This window comes from Hyphomicrobium sp. ghe19 (assembly GCF_902712875.1).
In the GTDB taxonomy this organism is placed as follows: Bacteria; Pseudomonadota; Alphaproteobacteria; order Rhizobiales; family Hyphomicrobiaceae; genus Hyphomicrobium_B.
Window position 1 is genome coordinate 3591746 of the sequence record NZ_LR743509.1, and the last position, 14099, is coordinate 3605844.

The following is a 14099-nucleotide window of genomic DNA, read 5'->3' on the forward strand; positions in this document are numbered from 1 at the left end:
GGCGATCCTATTTACGGCGAAAGCGACAACGTGAAAACCGCGACGAGCGCCGGATTGCTGCTGTATCGCGATAGAAACGGGCTTGAAGTCTTGCTCGCTCACCCTGGTGGGCCATACTGGCGCAAGAAGGACGAAGGTTCGTGGACGGTACCGAAGGGTGAAGTTCTAGCCGGAGAAGACTTATATAAAGCAGCGTTTCGCGAATTTGTTGAAGAGACCGGATTTCATCCCCGAGGCACTGTCACTCCGCTCGGGTCCGTCCGGCAGGCCGGCGGAAAGCGCGTTCATGTATGGGCGGTAGAGGACGATTGGAACCCTGAGACGCTCGTTAGCAATACGTTCAGCATGGAATGGCCGCCGCGGTCTCGCCAGACGCAGACGTTTCCCGAGATCGATCGCGCCGAATGGTTCGATCTCACCACGGCGCATCGCAAAATACTGAAGGGGCAAGCCGAATTGCTCAACCGCCTTGAGCTTTTGCGGAACGCCAAGTGAGGGCGACGTTTCGGGAGTGAACCTCATCTCATGGAAGCGGCCGCGCAATTCGAACCAATACGAAAACCACGCTAACCGGATTTTAAGCAATCCGGCAGCCGAAGGGCGAAAGCTCTGAAAGTCTTAGGGAATATCATGGATATCGATTGCATGCGCGCCGGTTGGCTTGAGAAGATCGGGATTGCCGGACAAGCGCGAAAAAATTCCAACGGGATTGAGTGGCGTCATGGATGAATGCAATTCAAAGATCGTGCTTTCTGAGGCCTATTCGGAGAGGCTTTCCGACGACGAGATCGCGGAGATGATGGCAGAGGCTGCCATGGTCGATCTTCTTTTCCAGTCTGGACGAATTTCGACGTTATACCTTACCGGCTTGGTGGCAGCTGCTGATACGTCGTCCGAATGGCAGCCGGAGCCCGAAGCCTCGGCGGCCTAATTCGCACTTCGGCACGCGGGCCAAGGTCAACGAATGAGCGGATGCGATTTCGCCCGCTCATTTTTTTGCTCAGCTCATCTCTGAACACGAGCCCTGCCTCTTGTCACGGCGTGGCCTCATTTCACGGGGCCGTATTCTGGGGCATATTCCGGCGGCAACGGTTCCGCTACGGCACTGAAAAGGTAGGTCAGGCCGATACGGGTTACCCAAAAACTATCCTCAAATTTCGTTTGCACTTGGCACGAACCGCCAGGACCGCCGCAGGAATCGAAGCTAACCGAGTCGTGGTCGGTTCCTAGATCGACGTAGGCTGCGTCGCCACGAAACGTCCAATGATCCCTCAGAAAAATTTCGAAGCCGCCGCCGACTGTCCAGCCCACCTTTGTTTCGTCATTGTGCCGCGTAACGGGCCCATCAAGCGCAAATGGATCGGAGAATTTGTGGTCGACGGCCGCGTAGGCGAACCCGCCGGTCGCGAACAACAGTATGTTGTCATCGGCTATGACGCCTACCCGGCCATTCAGTGAGCCGAACCAATTCATCGATGAGTTGAAGGATGGGCCAAACCTTTCGTTTCCTAAGCGGTTATCGGCGCCGAAATAGTTGAACGCCGATTCAATGCCGATCAGCGCATTTCCGCATTGGATATTGTAACCGGTGTACGAACCGAGGGTGAAACCCTTATCGTTGCCGCTGATCGTGCCTATATCGCCGGACACCTTGGATCGCATGCTGCCGCCGCCGAGCTCGCCGCCTGTATAAAGGCCTGAGTATATGCCGCCGCATGGCGTTCCAGGCGGCCCGCCCCAAAGGATATTCGGGCCATCAGCGCGCGCTGCGGAGGCTCCAGCGAGGCAAAATATCAGCGCTATAACTATCTGAATGATCTTCATAATATGGACACCCGTCTAAAATTCAATTTTGAAAAATCTGACGTTCGGAGTCGAAAACTTCTGAAGTCTGAAAAATCTGAAACCGGAATTTTGAAATCGGAAAGCGGCGGCCCGAAAATCCGAACCGCGATGAGCGCTTGAGCTTCACAGGCAGGGGATGTGATTCGCAGGGTGTCGTCGAGCGGCGTGCTGCGGTTTGTCTCTCATTGCAGAGAGGCGTTGCTCAACTTACACGCATGCCGCCTTTCGGCGAGCTCGCCACTGCTTGTTCCTCTGTCATTTCGTGATTTCATTTAAAAAGATACGGCGCGACTTTACGCAAACTCCACGCCACAGCGGTACGATCAGATATATTTCGCGTCATATTTTTATACTCTGGATTTTTTTATCGTGCTGAAGGGCGTGTTAGCGCAGATCGTGCCTGATCGGGCGGCGATCGTTGAGCGGGACAAGGGCATCGCGTTTCTATCTGCCACGCGGTCCATTTATCAGCTCGATGAGCTATTCTATTTCTGTGCGAACATCCCAAGGCATTCGAGCCGCGCTTTCGTGCATTGTGCTTTCAGCAGTGATTTCGCTGCCCAAGCGATTACGTCTCATCCGATTTCCGCCGAGCAATTGGCGAGCCTGAAAATCACCAAGCTCTCGAAACGATGGAAGGGGTGCGATAGCGGCGATGCTTCAGAATCCGCGATCGAGCTGACGACGCGAGGACGTGAGCTTGCGATCTTGGGTTTCTCCTCCAGCCCAACGCCCGCAACCGACGCGGATGCCGAAGGCCCTCCCTCCTCTGCCGAATTGAAAACGCTCGGCGATTATTTCCACAGTCATATGCTCAGACGGAACGGCATCGATTCGTCCGATGCGCTGGTCATATCTGCAAGAGAACTCGATTGCCTGAGATGGGTCGCAGCGGGAAAATCAGCTTGGGAAGCGAGCGTGATCCTCGGAATCAGTGAGCGCACAGTTCGCTTTCATCTCAATTCCGCGCGGGAAAAGCTCAACTGTACGACAACCACGCAAGCGGTCGCGAAAGTTGTCGCTCAACAACTGATCGCGATATGACGCCGTTTCGCCGTTGATTTTCGGAACGCATGGACGTTCGCCGCGGGCGGCTCGGCGTCTGGCGCCGGATGCAAGACTTCTTCCGCATTCGACAGCCGACCGCTTTCGAAATCTGCGCAAATACGCACGTATCCTTCCCATGCTTGCACGACAAATGCTCTGCCTTCGCTCGCGTCTGCGAGTGTCCGAAGCGCGCGGTCCGCGATGATGTATGCTGCGATCATCAATCCCGCGGTGAGAGAGCCCGCGAGCATCAGATGCACGCCCCAGCCAATGACAGCAAGTGACGCAGCGATGCGAACGCCCCGTGAGCCGAGCGGGTTTTTGAAAAGCGCCGCGCTCAGGACAGCGAGACCGGCGAACGACGCGATTGCGCCGAGGCCGGGATTGATCAGGAAGAGGACGGCGAAGAAGAGTGGCGTCAGCGGTGCATCGAACAGAAGGAGCATCGTCGGGCTCGACAAGACGGCGCGCAGCTTATGCAGCGTACGTAGCCCTTGCATCTGGCCACCGTCGCGTTCCGGCGCGGACATCAGCAGGGCGGACAGTATGGTGCTGCCGAGGACCGTCTCCATCGCAGCGCCGAGCTGGCTCAGAGGTCGCCTTCGAAGGATGTCCAGCACTGACATCATGGCGAGAATACCCAGCGTGACGCCGGGCAGCATCACCAGCGGATCGATGCCGCCGCCGGATAGGGTATGGTCGGCCATTCGGAAGGAATAGATCGGCATCGCCAGCATCAGCAGGTTGGCAAAAATCGAGAATACCGCAACTTCGGCAAGCGTTCTTCTTGCCGCCAATCTCCACAGCGTTAATGCATTAACGGCGCGATCCCGCCGTTCAGACGGGGCGTTGCCGGCTGCAAGGCTCTTCAAGGACTGCTCGACATTGCGGTGAATGTTCGCGAGTCTGACGAGAGCCGGATGCGGGGGGATGGATTTGCCGAGGCCCTCAAGCGCGCCCGGCGCACTATTCGCGACCAAGTGTAGACTGCGTCTTTCAACCGTTGACATGACCGGCATCGAATAAGTTGAGCGTACTGGTCAGATCATCGAGATCGAGGTTCGATGCCGCCAGATGGTGGGCGGGCAGGGCATGCGGCGCGGCGCCTACGCCTTCGAAATGGATCAAACGGGCGCGGCGGGGGCACCTCCCCATCCTCTGACTGATTATGTTCCGGCGGAGACGATGGACGAGATGGCGATGGAGCCGATGGGCTCCACTCCGAGGTCTCCACGCAGTCAGGTCTTTCATTCTGCCTCTCCGATCAAAGCAAGGCAATTTGCTCGGCTTGTTTTTGCTGCTCAGGGACAATGGCGAAGAAGGATCGTTTAAGAACCTGATCGGAACGACAGTGACGATGCGAAAATGCTGATCAATTTCGAAATAAACCGGCAAGCATGTGCCGCCGATCCTTCAGAAAATGCGTCGACATACGTTCTGCCGGAAAAAGCTATTTGAGGTTTGGACCAAATCTTCCGTCAAGCGATCATCGGCGTCAGGCTAAGACGCACATGCGGGCGCCTCGGTTTGGGAGAGCATCGAGGCGCCCGCTATCTGGCGCCAACGCGCGGACGGAGGCGTCGCTGGCTCGCTCAGGATCTCATATCGGGTGGCCAAATCAACTGTCGAAACCGTCAGGGGAGTTGTCTGAAATGCCCATAGCGCGCGGGCGTTTTGTGGCGTCAATTAGCCATCGCCTTCAGAAGGCGCCAAATTCTGCTTCGAAAGATTTGACCGATGAAAGCCATGGTCTTCCGCGCCGTCGGTCAGCCGCTGGATCTTGAGGAGCGGCCCGATCCTGTTCCGCAAAGCGGTCAGATTCGTATTCGTATCGAAGCATGCGCGGTTTGCCGGACAGACCTTCACGTTATCGACGGCGATCTGCCGTTTCCGAAGCTACCCATCATTCCTGGACATCAGATCGTCGGCATTGTCGACGCCGTCGGCCCGAACACGACGGATCATCGGGTCGGCGATCGGGTCGGGGTGCCTTGGCTTGGCCACGTCTGCGGACACTGCCACTATTGTGCAAGCGGACAGGAGAACCTGTGCGATTTCCCGCTCTTCACGGGCTATACGCGCGACGGTGGTTTCGCGACGCATACGATCGCAGATTCCGATTTTGCATTTCCGATGGCGAATTTCGACGATCCCGTCGCGGCCGCACCCTTGCTGTGCGCGGGGCTCATCGGCTGGCGCTCCTTGCGCTTCGCAGGGGAGGGAGCGCGGATCGGCCTCTTCGGATACGGAGCGGCGGCGCACATCATCACGCAGGTTTGCAATTGGCAGGGCCGCGAAGTCTACGCGTTCACCCGGCCCGGCGACGAAGCGGCGCAAAAGTTCGCTCTCTCGGTTGGTGCGCGCTGGAGCGGCGGGTCGGACGCAACGCCGCCGGACCCACTTGATGCCGCGATCATCTTCGCGCCGGTCGGGGCACTCGTGCCGACGGCACTCAAGACCGTTCGCAAAGGCGGTCGCGTCGTATGCGGGGGCATACATATGAGCGACATCCCGACGTTCCCTTACTACTTGCTCTGGGAAGAGCGGGACATTCGATCGGTCGCTAACCTCACGCGCCAGGACGGCAAGGAGTTTCTCGCGATCGCTCCGAAAGCCGCGGTCCGCACCACGACGACAGTCTACCCTTTGGAGCGCGCGAACGAAGCATTGGCGGATCTCAAGGCGGGACGCTTTTCCGGGGCGGCCGTGCTCGTTCCTTAGAGACGGCTTGGCCTTAGAGCCGGCTTGGCCGTGCCGCCCTCGTGGCCGCCTTTAAGAAGTTATGCCGAATCGTCGACGCCGACTTCCTTTCTATGCGGAGGTCGGCGTGATGTTACGAGCCTGCAACGCCATCGCGCACAACGCGCATCCGCCAAATACGAGATTGATGCCGACAAGCAGGCCGATCGCCCAAGCCGCGGATGACGGCAGGGCAAAGAAGATCAAGCCGGCGAGCACCAGATCGACGATCCCGCTCAAGAGCATGACCCACCAGCTTCCCGGCAATTCGTTGCGATGTTCGGCAGCGAACATGATCGAGGAAATGCCTTCAATAATGAAGAAGGCGATCAGGACGAGGGTGAGAGATACCATTCCCGATATTGGCCAGAAGAGAAGGACAAGGCCCGCCGCAATGGCGATCAGCGCTGAAATGAGCGACCACCAAAAGCCGGGCATCGGACGGACGGAAAAGGTCGTGAAAAGGCCGGCGATGCCGCTGAACAACAAAAGCCAGCCGATGAAAAGCTCAACGGTCAAGGTCGCTATTTGCGGAATGATGATCGCGGCCGCGCCGAGGATGATCAGTACGATGCCTTCGAACAGATAGAGCTTCCAGTGCTCATGCAGCGCCGACGCAAATTGAAATCTAAAATTGCGAGCTTCGGATTGATTGAATGTCATTTGTCGAACTCCCCAGTGTTGGAGTGAGAAATCAATGCAGACAATACGACAAAATCCGTTGTCGCGCTCTAAGAGCCGACACGTCGTGAATTTGTTATGACTAGAGGAGGGAAATTTCGCCGAAGATCGGCTGGCCGGCAAAGCGCTCACCTAATCGTCGGTCGTGAGCTTAAATAAGTTGTCGTTGCAATCCGCCTTACCCTTCAACGAAGCTAAGCGCGACGACTTTGAACGCTAACGGATGGATTTCCGGCATTTGCCATATGCGTCCGAATTGCAGAGGCCCGGCAGCTCCTCGCCGCCGGGCCTCTGATTCTATCAGGCGATCTTGTCGCCCATCGGCAAATTTCGCAGCCGCTTGCCGGTCGCCGCGAAGATGGCATTGGCAAGCGCCGGCGCAAACGGCGGCACGCCGGGTTCACCCACACCACCGGCGTGGACGCCCCACGGCGCATCGATGATGTGCACCGAGACTTTCTGGGGATAATTGCTCATCCGCGTCACGTCGTAGTCGGTGAAATTCGACTGCTCGACGGCGCCGTTCTTGAACGTGATGCCGCTGTAGAGCGCGTTCGACATGCCCATAACGGCGGCGCCCTCCATCTGCGAACGGATGCGCTCGGGATTGACGTGGAAGCCGCAATCGATCGCCGACGTCACCTCCGGTACACGGATCGTTCCGTCGTCATCGATCGCGACATGGACGACGCTCGCGACATAGCTCGCGAACGCGCGATGAACGGCGATGCCGAGGCCCTGGCGCGGAGGCAAGGTCTTGCCCCAGCCTGCATTCTCCGCCGCGACGCGGACGACGTTCTTCAGGCGCGCCGTGTTGATCGGAAATTCCTTATAGGGCTCGCCATAGTTCCAGAAGTCGTCGGGGAAGCCCGCCGTCTTCGGATCAATTTCGCGGTCCGGCCCAAGCATTTCGAGCAGGAAATCCTTCGGATCGCGGCCGAGTTTGTGGGCGACTTCGCAGACCGCCGACTGCACGGCGAACGCTCGCTGAATGTTGGAGACCGAGCGGAACCAGCCGATGCGCGTGTGGGCCATCGCTTGGCCGTTCTCGCAGCGGATGTTCGGAATATCGAATGGCATATCGACAAAGCCCATGCCGTATTCGATCGGGAACTGGTAGCCGTCATCCTGCTTGAACGTCGAGACGATGGACGGCGCCACGGTCCGGTGACGCCAGCCGGTGACCTTGCCGGCATCATTGAGCGCGACCTCGATGCGTTCGACGGACGTCGTGTGATAGAACGAGTGCTGAATGTCGTCCTCACGCGTCCACTGCACGAGCACGGGCTGGCCGCCCATTTTCTGCGAAAGAAGCGCGGCCTCGATCATGAAGTCCCACTTCGACTTGCGTCCGAAACCGCCGCCAAGCAGCGAGACGTGCACCGTCACATTCTCGATCGGCATTTTGAGCGCTGCGGCTACGTCTTTCCGCGCACCGTACGGACTCTGTACCGGTGCCCAGATTTCAGCTTTGCCGTCGACGATGCGAGCGATAGCGACAAGCGGCTCCATCGGCGCCTGGACGAGATGGCGGCCGTGATATTCGGCCGTAACGACGTCCTTGGCGTTCGCAAACGCCGCGTCGGGATCGCCTTGGTTGCGCAGAACCTTGCCGGGCTTTGCGGCCGTCGCCGACATTTCCGCCGCGTAAGCATCGCTATTGTAAGCCGTGTTAGGGCCGTCTTCCCATTCGACCGTCAGTGCGTCGCGGCCTTGCATGGCGGCATACGTGCTGTTGGCGACGACGGCGATGCCGCCCAGCTGTCCGAACTTGCGCGGGACCGTGAACACGCCTTCGATCTCGTGCACGGCCTCAACGCCCGGTACCTTGAGCGTTGCCGAGGCGTCGTATGATTTCACCTTGCCGCCGAGGACGGCGGGACGTGCGATGACGGCGAACTTCATACCGGGCAAACGCGTGTCGGCTCCGTAGCCCGCCTTACCGATGGTGATGTCGCGCAGATCCGCGATCTGCACTTCGCCCTTCCCCATCAACGTGAATTCGTTCGGCGACTTGTAGAGGATCGTTTCGGGAGCCGGCACCGGGAGCGCCATCGCGGCCACGGCGAGTTCGCCAAAGCCCAGGACCTTGCCTGTTTCTTTTCCTTCCTTGTCGAGCAGCGCCACCTGATGATTGCGCGCGCGGCAGAGCGCGGGGTCGACGTTCCACTTGGCTGCGGCCGCGGTCTCCAGCATTTGGCGCATCGCGGCCCCGCATTGACGCATGGGCTGGATGAAATGGCGCATACTTCGGGAACCGTCGGTGTCCTGGTTGCCGTATTTCGGCTCATCGCCCGGCGCCTGCACGAGCGTCACGCGCGACCAGTCGGCGCCCATCTCGTCGGCAACGACCATTGGTAGGCTCGTTCTGATGCCGGTGCCCATCTCGCTTCTATGCGTGACGATCGTCAGGGCGCCATCGGGCGCAATGGCGATGAACACATGCGGATCGGCGACGACGCCGTCCGGCATTGTGAGACCACCAGTGGGATAGGGTTTCAAAGCTTCCCTGGCGCTCGCCGGTGTTATGCGAACAGCAAGCACCAGTCCCGTCGCCGTCAACAACCCGCCGAGCACGCCGCGGCGGCTGACGTTCGATATCTCGGCGTCGAAGCTCTGGACATTATCCGTCTCTGCTTCGGCTTTAAGGTAATGCAGCATGATCAGACCCCTCCCGCAGCAAGACGAACGGCTTCGTGAATGCGCTGATAGCATCCGCACCGGCAGATGTTCCCCGCCATGGCCTCGACGATTTCGGCGTCAGAGGGCGCGCGATTTTTGGCGAGCAACGAAGCTGCCTGCATGATCTGGCCTGCCTGGCAGAAGCCGCACTGCGGGACGCTGACTTTCCGCCAAGCCTGCTGGACGGCGTGCTCCCCGTCAGGGCTCAAGCCCTCGATCGTCGTGACAGATTTGCCGGCCGCTTCGCCGAGCGTCGTCTGGCACGAGCGGACAGCAACGCCATCGAGATGAACCGTGCATGCGCCGCAGACGCCGGCGCCGCATCCGAATTTCGTGCCCGTCAGATTGAGCATGTCGCGGACATACCAGAGCAGCGGCATGTTGGGATCGCCGCTAAACTCGTGAGCTTCGCCGTTTATTGTGATGGATGACATGTCCATGCTCTCCTTCCAGTTCGTGTGTTCGAATTTCAGACTTCAATTGGTTCCAGCTCGCGACGAACGCGAGCGCGACTTGCATTCAATGTTTCTTCACGGCGCGAGAAGCGTGAATGGCCAGAGGTAAACCTGCGCCATGACAAGCAGTCCGACGAGCGTCGCAAGCGCGAGTGAATGGAAAAACACAAAGCGAAGTATCGATCCTTCGTGCCCGTACCATTTGGTAGCCGTCGAGGCGACTACAATAGATTGCGCATCAATCATCTTGCCCATGACGCCGCCCGCGCTATTTGCCGCTGCCATAAGGACCGGATTGATGCCGAGCTGTTCAGCCGTGATCCGCTGCAGGCCGCCGAACAATACGTTCGACGATGTGTCCGACCCTGTCAGCGCCACACCGAGCCAGCCGATGAGCGTGCCGAAGAACGGATACGCCCATCCTGTGTGGGCGAGCATCAGCCCGAGCGTTGCGTCGCTGCCGGAGTAACGCGTGATGAAGCCGATCGCCATCATGCAGGAGATCGTCAGAAGCGAGTAGCGGACCACGTAGATGGTCTTCGCGTACATCCGCACAAGTTGGCCGAGATTGTATCCCAGGAAGATGCCGGAGATGATCGCCGAAATCAGAATACCCGTTCCCGTGGCGGACAAGATGTTGAGGTTGAAGATCGCGGCTTCGGCGTGCGGCGATTGAACGACGGGCGGCATTTTCTGCACGAGTTCATGCAGACCCATGACCGGAATCTTCTGTATCCAAAGTCCATCGAGCGCGGCGCGGACTTGCGGCGTTCCCCAAAGAAAGACGAAGGCCGCGAGAATGAGCCACGGCGTCCATGCGCGCCGCATGACGGCGAGCGAATGAGAGACGGCCACCGGCGCTGTCGCTTTTTCCGGAACCGGCGCATTCGGAATCTTCGTCATCGGAACGGCCGGGCTCCAGACCCGCAAAAATAGCGCGAGGGCCGCCATCGAAACGAGCGAGGCTACGACGTTGACCAGCCAGGGCCCGTGAAAATTCGATACGAGATACTGCGGTATCGCGAAGGAAACGCCTGCGACGAGGATCGGGGGCCAGACTTCGATCATTTTGCGAAAACCGACGAAGGCCCAGATCAACCAGAACGGAACGATGATCGCAAAGGGCGCGAGCTGGCGGCCAACGGTGGCGCTCAATTCGTAGAGATCGAGTCCCGTGACGGCTGCCAGCGCCACGAGCGGCGTTCCGAGCGCGCCGAATGCGACGGGTGCGGTATTGGCGATCAGCGACAGGCCCGACGCGGCGAGCGGCGGAAAGCCCAAGCCGATCAGCATCGCGGCCGTCACCGCAACGGGCGTTCCAAAGCCGGCGGCGCCTTCGAAGAACGCGCCGAATGAAAACGCGACGAACAGAAGTTGCAGCCGGCGATCGTTGCTTATTGCGCCGATCGATTTTTGCAGGACATCGAACTCGCCTTTTTCGCTCGCGAGGCGATAAAGAAAAATAACATTTAGGATAATCCAGCCGATCGGCAGAAGGCCGAAAGCCGCGCCATAGACAGCGGCCATGCCAGCCATTTTCGCGGGCATTCCATAGGCGAGGATAGCGACCAGCAGGGCCGCGCCAAGACCAAGTAGAGCGGCGACGTGCGCGCGCACTTCGAAGAGCCCGATACTTCCGAGCAGGACGACCACTGGAATGATCGCCACGACTGCGGACAACGCCATATTGGCAAAAGGGTCATATATTTGCGACCACATACGACCCGTGTCCCTCGACATCGCGGTGCTGGACTGCAGCGGTGTTTCTGGTAAATTTTTTATACCAGGGATGGCGAATGGTCAAATCGACGAGCCATATAGCCCGACGGAAATAGACAATGACATCCGCGGCTGCGCCGGTTTAGAAATTGCGCGCAACACCACAGGGATCAGGCAAAATGCTTGCCGTACGTACGCCAAAAATCGCGGACGCAATCGCATCGAAGATCGAGAAGCTCATCCTCGAGGGCGCACTTCGTCCCGGCGAGAAACTTGCGCCGGAGCGCGAGCTCGCGCAAAAGCTCGACGTGTCACGGCCGTCGCTCAGAGAAGGCATCGACAAGCTCGTGCGGCGCGGACTGCTGAAATCTTCGAAGAACGGAACGTTCGTGGCGCAGTTCCTGTCGCCGATCATGGCGCCGCTGGCGAACCTCTATCGCGGCAATCAACAGGCGTTCGCCGATTATTTCGAGTTTCGCCAGTGCGTCGAAGCACGGGCTGCGCGTGATGCGGCGCTGCGGGCGACAGATGTCGAAAGGGCGGCCATTCGAACCTGCCTGGACGACATGCGCAAAGCTCATAAGCTTGAGGATCCCGCGCAGGAGGCCGAAGCCGACGTGACGCTGCACATGCTCGTCTACGAAGCGGGACACAACTTCGTCGTTCTGCACGTGATGCGTGCTCTTAGCGAACTTCTTCGGAACAATATCTTCTTCAACCGGAAGAACCTGTATCTGAAAGCTGGCGTCCGCGAGAAACTTCTGGCGCAGCACCTCGCGATCGGCGAGGCCGTCCTCTCAGGAGATCCTGAGCGCGCGGAGACTGCGGCCGGCGATCATATCGGCTTCGTGTTCGACACCGTCGCGGAAATCCAGCGGGCCAGCGCGCGGCTCGATACGTCGCTGCTTCGCGCGCGGAGAGGCGATTTTCTGGCGAGCTGATCGGGCAGCTCGGACCTTGAACATACATCGCGCGCCATTATTTCGCCGCAACCTATTCACGCGGGCTTCATATGGCTGCCTTTATCCCTCATTGTCGAAGGGATAGCTTCGGCGTTGGCGAACCACGGCAATTGCCGGATTTCCAACTAAGAAGAGCGTCGAAGCTAAATCGATTCGCGGCGTCATACGGGGACGCTGCAATAATCCGAGGGAACAACATGAAATCTACCCGACAAGCGATCTTGGCCGGCGCCTCGCTCCTGGTAGCGGTGGCCGCAACGCCGACGCTCGTTCGAGCCGACGATCAACAGCCGGGAAACAACGGCCAGGGCAAGGAAGACAAATCAAAGCGCCAAGGCAAGGAAGATCGTGGTGGTCAGGATCGTGGAGGCCAGGATCGTGGCGGTCAGGACCGCGGCCCGCGGGGCCAGCAGGACCGCGGCCAGATGGGCCAGCAGGACCGCCGTGAGCAGGGCCAGCAGTGGCAGCAGAAGCAGCAAAAGCAAGGTCAGCAAGACCGCGACCAGGGCCAGCAGTGGCAACAGAAGCAGCAGCAAGGCCAGCAAGACCGTGGCCAGCAGCAGTGGCAGCAGAAGCAGGACCGGGCGTTCGGAAAAAAGGAACCGTCCTCGAACGGGCCGAGCAAGCAGTTTGGCGGCGGCGACCAGCCTAACGGCAATCCCAACGCGTTCGTCAAACCGCAGCCGATGAACCCACAGAAGCCGCCTGTCGTGGACAACACGCAGCAGCAGCAACAGCAGCAGTTTCCCAACGGCAAGCCGCAAAACTTCGACAACCAGTTCGGCCGCCCCGGCAAGGACAAAGACAATCGCAAGTGGGACCAGCAGAAGCAGTTCGGCGGCCGGGATCAGAATCCCAATCAGGGACAAAATCCGGGAGGCAATCAGCCCAACAATCGGCCTGTCGTCGACAATCCGAACGGCGAGCAGAACTTCGGTCAGACGCGCAAGCCGCTTTCTGCAGCTGACGCCAAACGCCGGTTCGACACCATGCGCGGTGAGCGCAAAGAGGTGAAGATCGACGGCGGCAAAGGCGTTGTCATCGAAGAACCGGGCAAACGCCGGATCTTCAAAGAAAACAATCGCATGGTCATCCAGCACGATGAGACCGAGCGTTTGCGGCGCGTGGCACCGAACGCCCGCTTCGAGAAGGGGCAGGGCGGCTCGAACGTCTCGATCATCGAACGGCCCGGCGGATACCGGGTCTATTCGGAGACCGACTCGAATGGTCAGTTGCTCCGGCGGTATCGCCGCGGGCCGGATGGACGCGATGTCATCATCATCGACAACCGCCGCCGCCACGGAAATGGCTTCGGTAAAGGCGTCGCGACGGGCGTCGGGATCGGCATCGGCGTCGTGGCCGGAGCTGCGATCTTGAATTCCATCCTCGATGTGCCGCCGCCGCGCGTCAGAATTCCGCGCGATAAGTATATCGTCGACTACGGTCGTGCGAACGATGATGACGTGTATGAAGCCCTCAGCGCGCCCCCGGTCGACGACTACGACGACCGCTACTCGCTCGATGAGATTCGGGCGACGGCCGGCCTTCGCGACCGCATGCGCCGTATCGATCTCGACGACATCACCTTCGAATTCGGCTCGTGGGACGTCGATCCGAGCCAATACCGCAAGCTCGAACGTATTGCGCGTGGGATGAACCGCGTCATCGACCGCAATCCCAACGAGGTCTTCATGATCGAAGGCTACACCGATGCCGTCGGATCGGAGGAAGACAATCTCTCGCTGTCGGACCGGCGCGCCGAGTCCGTTGCGGAGGTGTTGACCGAGCAGTTCAATGTGCCCTTCGAAAACCTGGTCACGCAGGGCTATGGCGAGCAATACTTGAAGGTGCCGACCCAGGCTCCCGAACGGCTCAACCGCCGCGTTGCTGTCCGGCGCATCACGCCGCTGCTGGCGCGTGACGGTGGACCGCCCCCTCCGCCGCGCCGCTATCCGGACTAGCTCGGGAT

General features: G+C 59.4%; 12 protein-coding genes. 6 read left to right on the plus strand and 6 right to left on the minus strand.

Annotated elements, in window-relative coordinates; all coding sequences use genetic code 11:
• Nucleotides 1-30: 30 nt before the first annotated feature.
• A complete protein-coding gene (locus AACL53_RS17005) occupies nucleotides 31-495 on the plus strand; it encodes an NUDIX domain-containing protein (RefSeq protein WP_339085735.1) in 465 nt (154 codons plus the stop codon).
• Nucleotides 496-676: 181 nt separating this feature from the next.
• The gene (locus AACL53_RS17010; RefSeq protein WP_339085736.1) at nucleotides 677-931 is read left to right on the plus strand and encodes a hypothetical protein; all 255 of its coding nucleotides are present in this window, start codon (nucleotides 677-679) and stop codon (nucleotides 929-931) included.
• 116 nt (nucleotides 932-1047) lie between these two features.
• On the opposite strand, the gene AACL53_RS17015 is transcribed toward AACL53_RS17010, so the two are convergent.
• Nucleotides 1048-1824 carry an outer membrane protein gene (locus AACL53_RS17015; RefSeq protein ID WP_339085737.1) on the minus strand — a complete coding sequence of 259 codons (777 nt, stop codon included), beginning with the start codon at nucleotides 1822-1824 and terminating at the stop codon, nucleotides 1048-1050.
• 390 nt (nucleotides 1825-2214) lie between these two features.
• Here AACL53_RS17015 and AACL53_RS17020 point away from each other — a divergent pair, with 390 nt between their 5' ends.
• Complete coding sequence (locus AACL53_RS17020) at nucleotides 2215-2889, plus strand: response regulator transcription factor (RefSeq protein ID WP_339085738.1); 675 nt, start codon at nucleotides 2215-2217, stop codon at nucleotides 2887-2889.
• Here AACL53_RS17020 and AACL53_RS17025 read toward each other — a convergent pair.
• Entirely contained in the window at nucleotides 2868-3902 is a 1035-nt protein-coding gene (locus AACL53_RS17025; RefSeq protein WP_339085739.1) for a hypothetical protein, read from the minus strand. The two genes, AACL53_RS17020 and AACL53_RS17025, sit on opposite strands and share 22 nt — an antisense overlap.
• A 727-nt stretch (nucleotides 3903-4629) precedes the next feature.
• Here AACL53_RS17025 and AACL53_RS17030 point away from each other — a divergent pair.
• Nucleotides 4630-5613: a zinc-dependent alcohol dehydrogenase family protein gene (locus AACL53_RS17030; protein ID WP_339085740.1), complete on the plus strand. Its 984-nt coding sequence runs from the start codon at nucleotides 4630-4632 to the stop codon at nucleotides 5611-5613.
• A gap of 90 nt (nucleotides 5614-5703) precedes the next feature.
• Here the strand turns inward: AACL53_RS17030 and AACL53_RS17035 are convergent, their stop codons facing one another.
• From AACL53_RS17035 to AACL53_RS17050, 4 genes are all read right to left on the minus strand, one after another.
• The gene (locus AACL53_RS17035) at nucleotides 5704-6294 is read right to left on the minus strand and encodes an HdeD family acid-resistance protein (protein WP_339085741.1); all 591 of its coding nucleotides are present in this window, start codon (nucleotides 6292-6294) and stop codon (nucleotides 5704-5706) included.
• Between the two features lie 318 nt (nucleotides 6295-6612).
• Nucleotides 6613-8973 carry a molybdopterin cofactor-binding domain-containing protein gene (locus tag AACL53_RS17040; RefSeq protein WP_339085742.1) on the minus strand — a complete coding sequence of 787 codons (2361 nt, stop codon included), beginning with the start codon at nucleotides 8971-8973 and terminating at the stop codon, nucleotides 6613-6615.
• Between the two features lie 2 nt (nucleotides 8974-8975).
• Nucleotides 8976-9428 carry a (2Fe-2S)-binding protein gene (locus AACL53_RS17045; RefSeq protein ID WP_339085743.1) on the minus strand — a complete coding sequence of 151 codons (453 nt, stop codon included), beginning with the start codon at nucleotides 9426-9428 and terminating at the stop codon, nucleotides 8976-8978.
• Nucleotides 9429-9524: 96 nt separating this feature from the next.
• Nucleotides 9525-11168: an L-lactate permease gene (locus AACL53_RS17050; protein WP_339085744.1), complete on the minus strand. Its 1644-nt coding sequence runs from the start codon at nucleotides 11166-11168 to the stop codon at nucleotides 9525-9527.
• Between the two features lie 179 nt (nucleotides 11169-11347).
• Between AACL53_RS17050 and AACL53_RS17055 the strand changes: the two genes are divergently transcribed.
• Nucleotides 11348-12109, plus strand: coding sequence for an FCD domain-containing protein (locus tag AACL53_RS17055; RefSeq protein ID WP_339085745.1), 762 nt, complete (start codon nucleotides 11348-11350; stop codon nucleotides 12107-12109).
• Nucleotides 12110-12327: 218 nt separating this feature from the next.
• Nucleotides 12328-14091, plus strand: a complete 1764-nt coding sequence (locus AACL53_RS17060; protein ID WP_339085746.1) for an OmpA family protein — start codon at nucleotides 12328-12330, stop codon at nucleotides 14089-14091.
• The last annotated feature ends 8 nt before the right edge of the window (nucleotides 14092-14099 follow it).